This is a genomic window from Dokdonella soli, from assembly GCF_039523175.1.
Taxonomy (GTDB): domain Bacteria; phylum Pseudomonadota; class Gammaproteobacteria; order Xanthomonadales; family Rhodanobacteraceae; genus Dokdonella_A; species Dokdonella_A soli.
Map to the genome: position 1 here is coordinate 527,089 of NZ_BAAAEU010000024.1, position 16,163 is coordinate 543,251.

Sequence of the window (16,163 nt, forward strand, 5' to 3'; positions counted from 1 at the left end):
GAAATCTTTCGCCGCGACGCTCGTATGAGCGGCGGCAATCGACCCAAAGCAAGCAGGCGAGTGGCACGTTTGATGCTTCTTGAGTTGACTAGAGGGGGCTGCCATGGTCAACAGCAAGCTACAGGGGGTGGTTTGGCTATATGCGCTAGCGGGTGCGCTACTTTTGATCGCGCCCTCCTCGACTGCGTGGTCGAGAAGCCTGACGCGTCGCTCTCTTCGGTCCATCGGAACGGTGCTCAACTTCTCGTTATCGACGATCTGTTCCTCCGCAGGCTACCGCAGGGAGCGGGAGACGAGCTCGCGGATATTCTGATGAGCCGGTATGAGAAGGCATCGACCATCGTCACGTCCAACCGGCCGATTGAGGACTGGGCAGCCCTGCTAGGCGACGTCGTCGTTGTGGCTCCGCTGCTCGATCGTTTGATGCACCACGGCCATCTGTTCAAATTCGATGGTAAGAGCTGGAGGCTGAAAGGGCTGCCGAGCGCAGTGCTCGATTGGGTGAACTGGTGGAACCGCCTTTGGAGTAGGTGGCGCATTTCGACCTGGCCATGGATGGCACAGTTTCAGGTGGCCACCAGGGCATCTACCTCATTGACCAAAGCTGTCGGCGAAGATTCGATCCGTCACCAAGTCGATCTTCCATGCACCGGTGCCATAAGTCCCGGCAACCAGGACGTGACGGCCGCCCATTCTCAATGTGCTCACGACCGCACCGAACGGGAGCCCGAGCATCATCGGCGTGAACGTGCTTCCGTTGTCGACACTCTCATAGACACCGATGTCGGTGCCGACGAAGACTCGTGCGGAATTCTCGCTGTCGACAATGACGCAGGTGGCCGGTACGTTCGGCAGTCCGGTCCCGCCGGGTTGCCACGTCGTCCCGGCGTTGCTGGAGCGATAGAGCTGCGCTGATCCGAAGGCGCTGCGGGTAACGTAGACAGTGTCGGCATTACCCGGGACGGCCGCAATGCCCGTGATGCGGCTCGCCGGCAATCCGGCGCTGATATCGGTCCACACCGGATTCGCGGCCAGCGCGTTGTCCGTACGCCAAGCGTGGCCATTGTCAGTGCCCACGTAGACGCGCAACGGGGTTCCTCCGTCGGCACGCGTCACATCGATCACCGAAATGGAACTGCCATCGCCGGTCAGGTCGGGCGAAACCTTGGTCCAAATCCAACCGCTGGGGTTCTGATTGGTCGCGGAGCGGTACAAATAATTTGAACCGATGAACAACATGCCCTGGGTGACCGCCATCGGCGTGACCCACGGAAAAGGCTCCTTGCTGCCGATCCCGTTGGTCGCCAGTGAATCGAACGTATTCGGGGCCCCATAGTTCGCTGACAGGTTGACCGACGGCATGCTGGTATCGTCGGGATAGCTGTTCTGGAATACGCGGCGGCCGTTGTCTGCGCCGATGGCGTTCTCGACCGCGTTCATGAAGCCATCGCCCGTCTGTACGGTCACCGCCCAGTTGTCGCCGTCGCTGCGCACTTGCGATGCGTCGTCCTGGGCGCCGCCGTACACGCGGTCGGGATTCCGCGGGTCGAGCGCGATGTCGTAGTACTGAGCGATGTTCAGACCATCGCTCAAGTTCGTGTAGTTGCCCCCGAGATCATCGCTGCGCCACAGCCCGCCGTCGGAACCGATCCACACACGTTTCGAGTTGCTCGACGAGAAACGCACGACATGCGTGTCCTGATGCACGCGTTGGGCGCTGCCGAACCTTTCGGTAATGAAATTCAGAGTGGTGCCGCCGTTGGTCGAGAGCGCGGGACGAATGGTGCCGACCAGGACCGTATTGACGTCGGTTGGAGAGATATCGAGCGTGAGGTTGTAATCGCACTGACCTTCACACGCGTTGGCATTGGCCAACGTCCATGTGGTACCGCCGTTCGCGGTCTTGTAGAGGCCCACGGGATTTCCGGCGAGCGCATAAAGCGTGTTCGGATCACTCGGCGCCATCGCAAGGCGGACGCTGCCGGCGGCAGCGCCGACCGGCAACGCGCCGGTCAACTGACTCCAGTGATCACCAGCATCGGTCGATTTGTACACGCCACCACCGTTGGCCGCTGCGTAAACGATGCTGCCGTTGTTGGGGTTGTAGATCACGTCGGTCACGTCGGCCGGTCCGAACACGCTCGACCAGGTCAGACCATTGTCCGTCGTGCGATAGATGCCGCTGCCGCTGATGCTGCCGTCAGCGCCGCACTGGCCGAAGCCTCCGGCCAGGAGCGTCTGCCCGGTCCCCGGCTTGAGCGCAATGGCATTGATCACCGACAGGTTGAGCTGATTGAGGCCGCTGCCGTTGCGCGAACTGAAGCTCGCGCCGCCGTTGTTCGAGTAGTAGAGGCCCCGGCCGAAATAGGTGTAGCACCCGCCGGCATACGGCTCACCGGTGCCGACCCAGATCTGGTCTTGATTGGTACTGGCGCCCGCCACCACGAGGACCGAACCGATGCTCGGTGAGTCGAACGTATTTGACAGGCGCGTCCATGTCGTACCGCCTGTCGTCGACTTCCACAATCCACCCGCGGCAGCACCCAGATAGAGGACGTTGTCGTCTCCGGGACGTACGCCCAGCGCACTGACGCGGCCGGCGACGAAGCCGACCGCCCAGTCGAGGAATTGGATATGCCGTGGACCGACCGATTGCCAGCGCGGGCTCGTGCTGAGCAATTCCGGTGCGGCGCGCGACGCAATCCGCTGCTGGTCCTGCATCGACGCGGCACGCAAGCCGCGTGCGTCATGGGTGCGATCGAGCGCGTGCGTCTTGATGAACCATTCGTCGCGACGTCGGATCGCGTCTTCTTCACCCGTCGATTTGTCGACGTAGGGCGGCATCAGCCCCGGCTCTCCGGCAGCCACGAGGTGGCATGCCATCAGCAACCCCATTGCGCAGGCAGCCACCCACGACGCGGCACACCCCCGAAATCCACGCCCTAAGCGGGTCGGCGCGCCCCTGCTCGGCGAATGGGCTACTCGATCGACATTCGACATCCGCAATCCTCTGTTCTGATAAGGGTGTCGGCCATCCCAGGCCATGGACCAGTGCGAGTTCCGCGACTCGAGCCGTAAAAAACTCCTCCATCGCAAGACGGATAAGCGACCTGATTTTGAAATAGTCGTTGCTGCGTTCCGCCTCGCGCGCGATGCCACGATCGGCCGACGATGGGCACGTCATAGGCGACCGACGCAAACCCCGCCCCGGTCAATATGAGCGAACGTCCGTCGCCGCTCTTCTCGATCCAGCCCTGTTGGATCGCTCGAGAACGGCCAACATTCAGTTCCCGGGCGCACCGAAGGCCGAACCTCTTCCACACGGTGCGGAACGGCACACCAGCGCCAGAGCAGCCTTCCTGAAGCAGGAGTACGACAAGTTCCAGAGCAAATTTGTCGGCATCGTCGTCAAGCATGATCAGAAGCCTCCGTTCGATCCCGCGGCGCGAAGCCGCGAGATCGAATGTCGACTCGTCGACGATCAGGCGCAGTGAACACGCGACCTGCTTCCGGGAGTCTGTCTGGTGCGAATGTCGAACTCTGTCTCAGGGCCCGTCGAAGCCGTCCTTGAAGATCACATCCTGCAGCGCCCCTGGGTCAGGATCGCCGACGGCGGCGATCTTGAAGTTCACGGCGGAGATGTTGAGAAACACGTTGCTGGAGCAGCGCACGCGGACTCGCGCCAGCGCGGTGTTGGCAACCTGCGGCACGACGATCTGTGCGCTGCCGTTGTTTGGAACATTCGCCGCCAAGGGATAGCCGAATGTTTGGCCGCCATCGGCAGAGAGATCGATATTCACCGCGGGGCAGTTGACGGGCGCGACATTCGTATTGGCAACGTTCCAGGTCACGCTGTGCGACTCACCGCGCCCCCATGTGATGTTGGTGCTCGGTCGCGTGACAGTGAACGGGCCGGACGTGCTCACAACATGCAGCTGGACATCAGCGCTCTGAGAGCGGCCGCCGACTGTGCGGTTGTCGCGTGCGGTCAGGCGAAAGTTGAGGTCACGCGTGGTCGTCGGAAGCGTTTCGCCAAGGGCCGGCGCGCCGCCGAGGATCGTCGACAGCCGGGGAAAGTAGCGCGTGCCGCCGGCCATCGCATTGAATGAGCGGAAGATGGGGCCCTTGCCGATGTCACCCTGCAACAGGGTTGTTGTGTCGCCGAGATCGTACTGTTCCCAGTTGTAGCTGATGCTGGCGCCCCCGGTGCTGTTCGCAGCCCCGGTCAACGCGAACGGTGTCCGCGCCGGAATCGTGAAACCGTTGGGAAGGTTTGCAGTGTCGATGACCGGCGCAGCATTCGGATTGGCGCTCTGCGTGGCGCAAGTGCCACCGTTTCCACTGATCCAGGCATTGATCACGTCCAGGCTCTTGGCATGGAAGTACGGGTCGGAGTGCGGCTGTACGTCGTCGGCGTCGCAGATGCCGGCGTAGGCCATGACCGTCGTGCCGCTGCCAGGCTCATAGGCCTGGTCCGGCGCGCGATTGCCGCCGCAGGCGCCGGCCGTGGAGTTGAACGTGTGGTCGGCGCCGAACTGGTGGCCCATTTCGTGCGCGACGTAGTCGATGTAGAACGCATCACCCATGGGATTGGACATGCCGGTCGTGCCTTGCGCTTTCTGGCCGTCCACGCATGTCACCCCCAAGGCGGCCTGGCCGCCGCTGCCGGTGGTGAACACGTGGCCGATATCGTAGTTGGCGGAACCGATCACCTTGTCGAGATTGGGCTGATTCTGATCGAGCGCCAGACCATCGTTGCTGTACGGATCGCCCGTGGCGCCCGGGTAGATGATGCGGTCGTTGTTCGCGACCAGGGTCATGTGCACTGCGAGCTCGGTCTCGTAGACCTGATTGACGCGGTTCATCGCCTGCACGACCGCAGCGAGCCCTCCCGCAATGGTGTTGGCACCCACGGCAGCGACGTAGTTGTGATTGGCAGCTACCGCAACGCGATAGTCGCGATGGATTGAACCGGTCAGAGTCATCGGTTGCGGCGCAGCGAGCAGGCTCTTTCCGGAGGCGTCCAGCCTGGCGTCACGCACGCCGCATTGAAAACCGCCGGCGGGCGCGAGGTCCGCGCGCCGGAAACTCAGGTAGCGGTCGCCCGTGCCGGGCGTTTCCGGACGCACCATCCAGATGCCCTCATGATCGAACACCATGGCCTGGAAACCCAGCGGCGAGCTGTCGATACGCACTTTGCGGCCTTCGCCATCGGTACCGGCGAGGCTGACGATTTCCGGATACCGATCCGCTAGCTCCTTGGGCATCGCGTGCGAGTCGGTCACTTCGAACTCGGCGAAACCACCCTCCGGGCGCGGCAGCGCGAGTGACATCGCGATACCGTTTGCACGCGCTACCGCGAGTTCACGCCTCATCGCGCTGACGTCCAGTGCCAGCGATCGAAATTGGGCTGCTTGCGGTACTTCATTCGATAGTGCACGCGCTTGCACGTCAAGCCAGAATGCTTCGCTCGGTACGCTCGCCGAGGCCGCGGTGGCAGCCATCGCGCTCGCAACAAACGCGACGGACATCACCCGCAGTACGGTGCGAAATCGAAACGCCCGCCAGAGTTCGGCTGGCGCGGTTGCGCGCGCGCGCCTGCTCGGCGAGCAGGTTACCTGATTGAGTTCCAACACCTAAAATCCTCCCACTTGATAGAAGCAGCCCGCCTTGGAGGCGATGGTTGCGCCGAACCGTGATCGAGAGCCTCCGTCGCATGCGCAACCCCGGTTCCTGTTCGCCAAGCACTGAGTGCGATCGCGGGCCCATCCTGGGAGTCCTCACATCACGGCCACGTTCTCCCTCGACGGATGAGTGACCTGATTTTGAAATAGCCATTACTACGCGTGCAGCTTCGCGCACGCCGTCACGATGGGCCGACGCAGAGCACGGCATAAGTGGCCGATGCAAATCCTGCCCCGGTCAATATGAGCGAACGTCCGTCGGTGCTCTTCTCGATCCAGCCCTGTTGGATCGCTCGAGCACGGCCAACATTCAGTTCCCGGGCGCGCCGAAGGCCGAACCTTTTCCACACGGTGCGGAATGGCACACCCATCTCAGAGCAGCCTTCCCGAAGCAGGAGTACGACAAGTTCCACAGCAAATTGGTCGGTATCGTTGTCAAGCATGATCAGAAGCCTCTGTTCGATCCCGCCGCCGAAGCCGCAAGATCGAATGTCGATTCGTCGCGATCAGGTGCGTTGGACAATGTTCGGACTCCGCCTCAGGGACCGTGTGAAATCGGTCGGGAACGAGGTCAGCGCTCGATTCGTCGACGCCGCCAGGTTGCTGAAGTTGACCCACGGATTGTGCTTGCGCGCATTGCCGTGCGAGCCGTAGCTGCAGCCGGTAAAACCGTCCGACGGCATCGTTTCGGAGTAGCCGGCAAACGTGAGGTTTGCGGCAATCAACTGGCCCAGATTGTCCGTGCTGAACGTCCACGGACAGCTGTCGTCTACGACGCCCTGGGTGTCTCCCGAGAACAGCGCGAGGTAGTTCGGCTGGCTCGGATGGGTGATCGCGAACGATTGCGTGAAATTCGCGCCGGTGGTCGCCAGCGAGTTGATGTAGGGCGCCTCGGTGGTATTGCCGATGACGCTGCTTTCGCTGGTGTTCTCCTCGATCACCACCACGACATGGTCGTAGCGTGGAATCGACGCAGCAGCTGTGCTCGATGCGAGGTCAGCGGGTACTGCTTCGATCGATGTCTGCAGTGAGGCGCCGTTCGCCAGGCCCAGGCCCAGTGCCCAGGCCAGGGCCGCGCCTGACGCCACGGATCGCCTGATGTGCACTTTCATCATGTAGTCCCTCTTGAAAAGCGACAGAATGAAAATGAAAAAGCAACACCACAGCAATGAAAATCAACATCGGGCTTGGGTAGCCGATTTCCGGAGCAGGAAGGGGTTGCGGGAAGGCTCCGGAAGCGGCCTGGAAATCGTGCGCTGTGACTTTCGAGACCGGGCAAGCCAATTGGCCCCTGCGCTGCACGGGGCCCATAAATGTCCACGGCGCACTGCACGGCAGCACGCATAGGCACTCGCTGATGACTCTGCCACACGAAACGCAGCTGCTCGCACGGCGCCCATCCCGACATAGCGACGGCATGACGGGAGTGCGCCGAATGCGACGCATCGACCTGCCTGACGAATCGCTCCGGGCTTCGCAATGTGCCAAGCGCAACGGAGCGGCAACAGGTTAGATTCGCGAGAGCCTCGGGTCTTGTTCAGGACGTGCGCAATCTCGCGACGAATTCGATAATGTGAATGCCGTATGACGGAATCGAGTACCCGCTCTTCGAAAGCAGTCTTGACAATTCGAGCACGGCCCCGCTGCGCAGTGCGACAACTCGTCGGAACAGCGAAGCTGGGCGGATGAATCAAGCCAGGCATGGCGATACCGAACGGTTCTGATCCGTCGTCCAGCCGTTGCTCTCGGACTTAGATCCAGCGCCCGTCCCGCACAAACTGCCGGTATTGCCCTGGCGTCAAACCCGTCGTGTGACGGAACCTGTGCGAAAAACTGCTCTGGTCACAGAAACCCGTTGCCAGCGCGATTTCCGCAATCGTCTGATCACTGTTGACCAGCCGTTGCGCGGCGGCGTCGACCCGAGTCTTGATCAGGTATTGCGCCGCGGTCAGATGGAAGATCTTCTTCATCCGCCGTCCGAACTGCGCGGGCGAAAGCCCCGCCATGCGCGCCAGATCCTCGGCGCACAACGGTTCGGCGAAATGCTCGAGCAGATAATCGATGGCGCGGACGAAGCTGACGTCGACCAAGCCGGCCCTGCTGGGCTCGACCAGGTCCTTGGATATGCAGGCCAGGCCGATCACCTGCCCCTCGCTGTCGCGCAAGGGTTCCTTGGTGCTGAGGCACCAACCTGAAGAGCGGTCCCCGTACACCGTGAGATCGAGATTGTCGACGATTGGCCGCCCGGTCCGGAACAACTGCTCGTCCTGGTGCGTGTAACGCTCCGCCATCGGCGCGGGAAACAAGTCGAATGCGGTGCGCCCGATCGCGTCGCGCTTGCTCGTCAATCCGCAGCGCCCCACGCAAGCCTCGCTCATCACCACGTAGCGTCCGCTGCGATCCTTGATCGAGAAGACAATATCGGGAAGACGATCGAACAGAGCTTCAACGAACGACGGCGAGGCAATGCGCTTCATGAACGCATCGCGCCAGTCGAGCAGCTCAGTCGACATACAAAACGACCGCTCCAGCATGATTTACGAAATCACGACGCCGAACCGGCCGCAAACGCCAGGCCGGCGATCGCGTCACGTTCTATGTTACGCATTTCGGCACGCTGCGTCCGCTCGTACACGAGGTGCTTGATGAGCGCCTTGCAAGGAGCCGGCGGGCCAATCGTGACGGTGACGCAACGCCGCGGCCCCGCGGTGCTTCGTGCGCCGACCGGTGTCGATCCCGGGACCCAGCTTGTCGACGAGTCTGAAGAGGCTTGTCAGCATAGGCCGGCCAGAAAAAAGGCCTGGCCGGCTCCGAACAATTCCAGGCCTATGGCCGGATACGTCACGTCCATGGGCGAGCTCTCACACGATGATTGTGATGCCACCAAGACGGATGAGCCTGTCGATCTGGAAATGCCGGCGGAACCCGCCTGGTCCGGTCCAGCTGATGGTGCGCTATCGAGGCTGTCGACGATCGGCTGCCCGGGCAGTTACGGCGGGAGTCGAACTCCGTGGTGTGGTGCGGCGATCGCCGCCGCGGGACATTTCAAAACCGGGCCGCTCATACGTCTTGGAAAGAGTACGACCAGGATGTGAGTGGAACGCCTTGAACAAATTCATCGATCGATACGGCTCCGAACTCGCGAACGGAGGCGCCAACCTCATCGTTGCAGCCGGTTCCTTTGGACACACCGGAGGCCAGGCATCTGCCCGGGAAACATCGGTATCAACGGCTCATGGGAATCCGCATGAGGCGATGTATCGCGCGGATATTCTTAATGCCCTACGCCTTTCCGCGCGATCGAGCTTCGTTGGCTCCCTGTTTGGCCGCCATGACTGGCGCGGAAGCACGTACAGACGCTGCGTCGCGGCCGTCAAGTACGGCATCCGTGCGGCGGGCATGCCGCTGCTGCATGGACGGTATGTGAACTTCGTCCACCAGCATCCGTTGATGTTGGCCTGTCGGCATCGTGATCCGCGTCTGCTGGAGCGACATCAACACCGCTTCGTAAGCACTCGCTGGGGACGGCGTCAGCGAGTGCATGGCTTGCTTTCGCACTATCGGTTCGCGCTGAAATGCCTGCCATCGCAGCTGTTCGAGGCGGTCTATGTGCAGGGGAATGCCCCGCTGGGCACCCTGACGATGAAGGATGGTAGCCTGCTCACGCTCTGTCTCAGGCCACCGATCGACAAGGGGTGTGAGGGTGAGCTGTGCATCCAGCTCAACGACGCCGATGATCAGCCGCTGTACCGCATTGTTTTCACCGTGATCGATGGCGGGCAAGCCCTCGTCATCGGGTGCCTGCAGGGGCCTGGGGGCGAGCAGAGCAAGGAGAGGGTCCGGGCGCTTACACGCCATATGCATGGCATGCGACCCAAGCAACTGATGCTGTCCCTGGTCTATGCCTTTGCCGGACAATTCAGGATCAGGCGCATCCTGGCGGTAAGCAACGCAGTGCATCCGTTGCGGCATCGTCGGCGCAGGTTTGACGCCGACTACGATTCGTTCTGGCTGGAGCAGAAAGGTCACGTGCGCAAGGACGGATTGTTCGCGCTCCCCGTTGCGCCCGCTCGAAAAACCGAGGCGGATGTTCCAAGCCATCATCGTTCTGCGTTTCGCAAACGCGAGGCCCTGCGCGTGGAGTCGGAGCGACTGCTGACGGACGCGCTGGGAACGATGCCGCCAAGGAGCTTCATTGCGCCTGTGGAGGAACGAGCTCTTCGACGATCGTTTTATAACGTGCATCCGGAAGCATCTTGGACAAGCTAAGACACGTCGGCGATGGCGACCTGGGCGCGATGACGTCGGCTGGTTATGCAGCGCAGATCGAGAAGCTGTGCGGGGAGCACCATCGCGCGTTGCTCGCCTTCCTCCAGTGCCGGCTCAACTCGTTGGCCGATGCCCAGGAAGTGGCACAAGAGGCCTATGTGCGCTTGCTTACGCTGGAGTGCCCGGAGCGGGTCGGAGACCTTCGAGCGTACTTGTTCCGCACGGCCTCGAACCTGGCCATCGACCACCTTCGCATGCGCCAGGTGCGCGATCGCGTTGCGGCGGAAGCTGATCTGGCCGAGGCGCCTACCGCCCCGCCCTCGGATCGCCAGGCCATCGCGATCGAGCAGTTGCATGGCATTCGGGAGGCGCTGCGCGAGTTGCCGGCCAAGACGAGCCGAGCCTTTGTGCAGCATGTGATCGAAGGACGCGACTTTGGTGTGATCGCGCGAACGATGAAACTCAGCGAGCGCATGACGCGCTATCACGTAACCCGCGCACTCGCCCATTGCCGTGCGCGGATGGACGAACCGGAGATGGAGCGATGACCAGGGCCGAACCGTACAAGAACGAGGCCGTACTGCAGACCGCCGCCGATTGGTGGGCGCGCTTGCGCGATCCTGAGGTTTCGGATGAGGTCATGCAGCAGTGGCTGGAGTGGGTGTATGCGGATACGCGTCACCTGGACGCTTTCGAGCAGGTGACGGATCTCGGCCACCGGCTCGGTACGCTCGATGACGTTACGCGACGTTCTTTTCTCGGTGAGTTCACGCAGACACCGGCAACCCTGCGGCCGCGACCGCGCTTTTCGCTCTCCATGGCCGCGGGGTTGGCGGCGGGGCTGATTCTGATCGGCTACATGACCTGGAACTGGATGGCTCCAGGCGTGAAACAGCAGGTTTATGCCAGTGCAGTAGCGGAGAACCGTGAGATTACGCTGCCCGACGGCACGCGGGTGGCACTGGGCGGTGCGTCCAGGCTTGCAACGCGTTTCAGCAAGAGTCAGCGCCAGGTCGAGCTGAGTGCGGGTGAGGCATTTTTCCAGGTGGTGCACGATACGGAAAAACCCTTTGTGGTCACCGCCGGGCCGCTGACCATTCGCGATGTGGGCACGGCCTTCGACGTACGGCGTACCGGCGGCCGCGTAACGATCGCCGTCACGGAAGGACGGGTGCATGTCGAGGGAAACGTGGGGGCCACGGGCTCGTCGCAGCGCAGTTCGATTGACGCCGTGGCTGGCCAGCTGGTTTCGTACGATCCGGCGGCTCCGGCGTTTACCGTTGGCAGCGTGACCGCCGAGCAAGCCACGGCATGGCGCAGCGATCGGCTCGAGTTCAACAATGAACCGCTTGGCGTGGTCGTTGCCAATATCAATCGCTACAGTTCGCGCCAGATACGCATTGCCGACGCCCATCTGGAAGCCCTGACGTTCACGGGCGTCATCAAGACGGACGCGATCGATCGTTGGCTTGGCGCCTTGCCGCAGGTGCTTCCGCTACGGGTCAGCCAGACGCCTGGCGAGGTGACGCTCTCCGAAGCAAAGGGCACTCAGCTTCGCTAGAAACGTTCTCGGAGTGGATGGAGCGAGCGGGCCTGCGTGTTGAACGCAGGTCAGCGCCCGGTACCCATTCCGTCCATGCGCATGTCAGACTTACGGCTTTCGTCCGGAGGTCTTGAATGCCATGAGGCGATTTGCCCTGCTGCTTGCCTGCAGCTGCCTGGGCGCGTCGCCCTTCGTCTGGGGCGCGGAAAATCCGGTTGGCCCGGAACCCTCACAGGCACGACTCGTCTTCGCGATTCCGACGCAGCCGCTGTCGACTGCCCTGATCGCGTTCGGCAAGCGGGCGAATGTGCAGGTCCTCACAGCCGGCGGACTGATTGCTGATCTGCATTCCGGCGGAGTGAATGGCGCATTCACCGCCGCCGCTGCGATGGTCGAACTGCTGAAGGACACCGGCTTCGGCTTCGAATTCGTCGACGCCGGGACCGTGGTAGTGAAGCCGCAGCCTGCACCCGCCATCGGCCCGCGCTCCGGCGAGGCCGCGACAGCGGCCGCTCCCACCGTGCTCGCCCCCGTGCATGCCATGGGCTTGTTCGGCCGCTCGGGTTACCTGGCCGACATAAGCAGCAGCGCGACCCGCAGTGAAACCGATCTGGTCGACATACCGCTGTCCATAGGCGTGGTCACCCGTGATTTGATGGACGCACAGCAGGCGCGCACGGTGGCTGAAGCGGCTCAGAACGTGGCGGGCGTGCAATATCTCGACGGATCCATCGGCTTGCCGATTTTCCAGATACGCGGTTTCCGTACGGGCAATGGCATGACCGACGGCATGCCTAACAGCATCGCCGGCGTCGGCGACTACCCGCCGCTGATTGGCGTGGAGCGGATCGAAATTCCGAAGGGACCACAGGCGATCCTTGGCGACGTTTCGTCCAACAATAATTTTGGCGGCCTGATCAATCTGGTCATGAAGAAGCCGCAGAATGAAGTGGTCCGCAAGCTGACCTACTCCGTGGGCGACTATGGTGAAACGCAGGCAGCGCTCGATATGGCGGGGCCGTTGAGCGCAAGCCGAGGCCTGACCTACCGGCTGGTGTTCTCCGGTGAGCAATCCGATCGCACAGCGCAGGGGTCTCACGGCCAGCGCATTGTCTATGTTGCTCCATCGCTGGGCTGGCAAGGCGAGAACACAGAGCTGATCGCGGGGGTGGCGCGCAACGTCAATCGCCGACCCATCCCTGACCATACGATATTGCTTGGCGATACGGTGGATTCGGCTTCGCCTTCCCATCTCCTGCTGGGCAATTCGCAGGACCGTTCCAGATTCGCCTCAAGTCGGTTCTTTTATCTGCTCGAGCATGCTTTCGGCGATACATGGTCGTTTCGAGGTCGCGGCCAATACGTGCGCGAAACCGCTGGCGTGCAGGATTGGTTGCTGCGCAGTCCTGACCCATCGGGCAATGTCATGGCCACGGCGGAGTTGTATCGATACTCGGACGCGTTCTACAACGTGCAGAATGACATCGTGGGCACGTTCGACCAGGGTCCTGTGCGACAGGCTCTGGTCGTCGGCTTCGATTACTCACGCGCGCGTATCGGCAGTATCGACGATGCCTTGAGCACTATCGGCGATGGCAGCTACAACCTTTTCACCGGGGGGCCGCTGCCGCCGGCGCGCTGGATCGTTCAGCGCGCGGACGATGTACACCTTCCCGCGGATCGCTGGATCACCGACACGGGCTTGTTTCTGCAGGATCAGATCAAGCTGGGCGATCAATGGGATGTGCTGCTGGCCCTGCGACGGGCGACGTACGAGTTGTCGACCAGCCACCCCGATGGGACCCCTTGGATACAGCACAAGGCGCATTGGGTGCCCAACCTGGGCATTGTCGACAAGCTCGGTCACGGCGTTTCCATCTACGCCAGCGCGACCAGCGGCTTTCAGCCCGATACCGTGCTCGGGCAAAGCGGCCGTCCGTTGCTGCCCGCCTTGTCGCGACAGATCGAGATGGGCGCCCGGTTTGACTTGTTCCAGGGTCGCGCTCGCCTGACGGCGTCGTTGTACCGCATCATGCTTGATCACAGCGCAGACCTGGTGTCGCCGAAACCTCCCTATTTCGGAATTCCCGGCCCCGGGCAAACCAACAAGGGCGCTGAGGTGGAGTTCAACGGCCGGATCGCTCCCGGCATGGATGTCAGCGCAAGCTACGCCTATGCGCGCATCCACAACCATGATGGTTCGCTGGCGACCGGCGCTCCCCGGCAACGTTTTCGCCTGTGGACCAGCTACTGGTTGAATGGCACGCCACAGCGAGGCTGGGGGTTGGGCGCCGGTATCCAGGGTCGCAGCCGCGCGCAGGGGCAGACATCGGATGGCAGCGTGACTTTCAACAACCCGGGTCAGGTCAGCGTGGATGCGAGTGTGTCCTACGGAGCAAGGGACTGGCAGCTGACGCTGGGGATGAAGAATCTGTTCGGTCACCGTTTGCTGGACGATGATTTCGACGAGACCTTCGTACCCCTCTACAGGCGACGCACGGTTTTGTTGACGGGGTCTTATACGTTTTGAACGTGAAACGCGCAGCAGCAGCATGCTGCGGTCGATAGGGAGATCTCCCGTCTTGTGCCATGGCGCGGTGCGCAGATGACGACCAGCGTCGCGAATCACGCAGGCCATCGCATCTCCAACGCACGTGCGTGACGAGGCAGCAGGCGGTCGACGGTGGCCGCGAGGCAGATCAGGAACAGCATCGGCAGCGGATGCAGGTAGCGAAACGAGATGATGTGCGCGCAGAGGAATTCGCCGATAACCATGCCCGCCGCGAGCAGGGCGAGCAGCAGCGCCGGTGCGGGCCGCACGCGCCATTGCAGGTGCAGCATGGTCAGAGCAAGCGGCAGCAGGGCGAACAGGCAGATCACCAGCCACAGCGCCCCCTGCTCGAAATAACGCAGGATCGGCGTCGGCGTGCGCGCGACGCCGGCGGCTTCGTAGTGGAAGCGTTCGCGCAGGAGAGCCAGCGTCTGTTCGCCCGGCGGTTCGCCGTAGCCGATATCACTGTGCAAGCGCTCGCTGCGCTGCCACGGGTCGAAATACTCGGCGAAGGTGACGATCCCCAGTGAGACCAGGCCCATCGGGTCGTCGTGGATGGCGTGCTCGGCCAGCATCGCCGCGACCTCGCGCGTTCGCAGTCCGGCGTGTTCACGCAGCACCGAAATCAAACCTCCCGGTGTCCAGATATGCGCTTCGCGATTGTGCGGATTGGCGAGCGGAATGCGTACTTCGTCGAGGATCGCCGGGCTCACACCGGTGCCGGCGAAGTGCTCGGGTTTCAGCAGCGGCACGACCAGACCGAGGCGGAAGACCCCCGCATCGAGCAGGTAGGCCGGTGCGCTGGCCGTGCGCGCGCCGTACCAGATCTTGTATTCGTGGTGGCAGATGCCGGTCGCCAGCACGGCGACAAGAAAATGGATCGCGAGGCGCGCGTGGCCAGGCGTGGGCACTCCGGAACGTCCACGCAGCAGGGCGACCAGCAGCGGCGCCAAGGGTGCAAGGCAGAGCGCGACCGGCACCAGGCCGACCCGCAAGCTGGCCACTACGGTGCCGAGCATCGCACAGGCCAGCAGCCAGAGCAGACGGCCGTCACGCAGGTAGGCGAGCGTGAGCGTCACGCACCCGAGCAGGCATAGGCTGCTGGTCGTCTCGGTCATCACCATGCGTTCGTAAAACAGCTGACTCGGTTCGACCGCCAGTGCCGCCGCGGCGAGAGCCGCAAGCCAACCGCGGACTCCAAAGGCAGTGCGCAACGTGAAGTGGAGGCACAGTGCCGCGGCAATTCCGAACACGGTCTGAGCGAGCAACAGGGAGACCAGCGAGCCGGAGCGGCCCGCCGTCTCGCCGATCAGCATCGGGTAGGTGAACGACCGATCCGGAGGTGTTGCATGACTGACTGCGCTGAACAGGTAGGTCGCCGAGTCGCCCATGAAAAGGCGTATTTGCGGATCGAGGAGGAGCAGCAGGAACTTGGCAAACACCACGGCGGCCAGCGCACCCGCCGCGGCCGACACATGCCCCTTGTTGGTCCAAATGGGCGCACGGGCCACATGCCGATAAGACATGCAATCCTCGCCCATCGGGGCAAGCGAGTTTCTGCCCGCGTGACGTTCATCGAGTCCGGCGAGCGTTTCGTGACCGCGCCAGACGTCGAATTGAGGCGGAATTGGGAGACGGCCAGGGCGCCAGGCTCCGGCTGTGCTGCTTGCTGGCAGCCTCCGCTCGCGGCTTCGGAGCGCCGGTCGACGGATTTGTTCGAGCCTTTCACTCACACCATGGCCACGTTCGCTCAGTACATACGACAAGACGTATGAGCGAACGAATTTTGAAACATGGCGTTGCGGCGGGACCGGTTCTCGCGCGCGTTGTCAGGATAGGCTTGGGTCAGCGACGTTCGTCGCGTCGGTCGCAGGTTCGACAGCGCGCAGGATTGACCACAATCAGGCCGACTTGTTCAGACCTTTCCTGACGGCTTCGAGTCTGGCTGCAATGAATGAGGACGGCAGCCGTAGCGAGGGCTGCCGACGAGCGACAATCGCTGATCAGCATTCCTGCATATCCTGAGCAACGATGTCGGCGAATGCGCACACGTCTATCGAGGCTCTCACGAAAGCCGAGTTCATTCGGGCAATACGGAACCTGCCCCGGCCGGTTC

Annotated in this window: 11 protein-coding genes and 1 pseudogene; 6 read left to right on the forward strand and 6 right to left on the reverse strand. The window is 62.5% G+C overall.

The features are described 5' to 3' along the window. Nucleotides 1–72: 72 nt before the first annotated feature. Nucleotides 73–462: pseudogene (locus ABD002_RS19750) on the forward strand (ATP-binding protein); the annotation flags it as partial. 129 nt (nucleotides 463–591) lie between these two features. Here ABD002_RS19750 and ABD002_RS16350 read toward each other — a convergent pair. Beyond that, nucleotides 592–3,159 carry a VPS10 domain-containing protein gene (locus ABD002_RS16350; RefSeq protein ID WP_343792986.1) on the reverse strand — a complete coding sequence of 856 codons (2,568 nt, stop codon included), beginning with the start codon at nucleotides 3,157–3,159 and terminating at the stop codon, nucleotides 592–594. Between ABD002_RS16350 and ABD002_RS16355 the strand changes: the two genes are divergently transcribed. Beyond that, a complete protein-coding gene (locus tag ABD002_RS16355; protein WP_343792988.1) occupies nucleotides 3,129–3,494 on the forward strand; it encodes a hypothetical protein in 366 nt (121 codons plus the stop codon). The genes ABD002_RS16350 and ABD002_RS16355 overlap by 31 nt on opposite strands. Before the next feature lie 51 nt (nucleotides 3,495–3,545). Here the strand turns inward: ABD002_RS16355 and ABD002_RS16360 are convergent, their stop codons facing one another. The 4 genes from ABD002_RS16360 to ABD002_RS16375 all read right to left on the reverse strand — a co-directional run bounded on the left by ABD002_RS16360 (nucleotide 3,546) and on the right by ABD002_RS16375 (nucleotide 8,161). Continuing rightward, nucleotides 3,546–5,375 (reverse strand): zinc-dependent metalloprotease, encoded by a 1,830-nt coding sequence (locus ABD002_RS16360; RefSeq protein WP_343792990.1) that lies wholly within the window; start codon nucleotides 5,373–5,375, stop codon nucleotides 3,546–3,548. Between the two features lie 491 nt (nucleotides 5,376–5,866). Beyond that, nucleotides 5,867–6,127, reverse strand: coding sequence for a hypothetical protein (locus ABD002_RS16365; protein WP_343792992.1), 261 nt, complete (start codon nucleotides 6,125–6,127; stop codon nucleotides 5,867–5,869). A gap of 63 nt (nucleotides 6,128–6,190) precedes the next feature. Beyond that, nucleotides 6,191–6,796 carry an alkaline phosphatase family protein gene (locus tag ABD002_RS16370; protein WP_343792994.1) on the reverse strand — a complete coding sequence of 202 codons (606 nt, stop codon included), beginning with the start codon at nucleotides 6,794–6,796 and terminating at the stop codon, nucleotides 6,191–6,193. 639 nt (nucleotides 6,797–7,435) lie between these two features. Continuing rightward, on the reverse strand, nucleotides 7,436–8,161 hold the full coding sequence (locus ABD002_RS16375; protein ID WP_343792996.1) for an AraC family transcriptional regulator: 726 nt from the start codon (nucleotides 8,159–8,161) through the stop codon (nucleotides 7,436–7,438). 628 nt (nucleotides 8,162–8,789) lie between these two features. Here ABD002_RS16375 and ABD002_RS16380 point away from each other — a divergent pair. From ABD002_RS16380 to ABD002_RS16395, 4 genes are all read left to right on the forward strand, one after another. Continuing rightward, entirely contained in the window at nucleotides 8,790–9,953 is a 1,164-nt protein-coding gene (locus tag ABD002_RS16380; protein ID WP_343792998.1) for a VirK/YbjX family protein, read from the forward strand. Nucleotides 9,954–9,982: 29 nt separating this feature from the next. After that, nucleotides 9,983–10,501 (forward strand): RNA polymerase sigma factor, encoded by a 519-nt coding sequence (locus tag ABD002_RS16385; RefSeq protein WP_379988443.1) that lies wholly within the window; start codon nucleotides 9,983–9,985, stop codon nucleotides 10,499–10,501. Continuing rightward, nucleotides 10,498–11,514 (forward strand): FecR family protein, encoded by a 1,017-nt coding sequence (locus tag ABD002_RS16390; RefSeq protein ID WP_343793002.1) that lies wholly within the window; start codon nucleotides 10,498–10,500, stop codon nucleotides 11,512–11,514. Before ABD002_RS16385 ends, ABD002_RS16390 begins: the two co-directional genes overlap by 4 nt. 121 nt (nucleotides 11,515–11,635) lie before the next feature. Next, on the forward strand, nucleotides 11,636–14,026 hold the full coding sequence (locus ABD002_RS16395; RefSeq protein WP_343793004.1) for a TonB-dependent siderophore receptor: 2,391 nt from the start codon (nucleotides 11,636–11,638) through the stop codon (nucleotides 14,024–14,026). Nucleotides 14,027–14,121: 95 nt separating this feature from the next. Here the strand turns inward: ABD002_RS16395 and ABD002_RS16400 are convergent, their stop codons facing one another. Then, complete coding sequence (locus ABD002_RS16400) at nucleotides 14,122–15,573, reverse strand: hypothetical protein (RefSeq protein ID WP_343793006.1); 1,452 nt, start codon at nucleotides 15,571–15,573, stop codon at nucleotides 14,122–14,124. Nucleotides 15,574–16,163 lie beyond the last annotated feature (590 nt).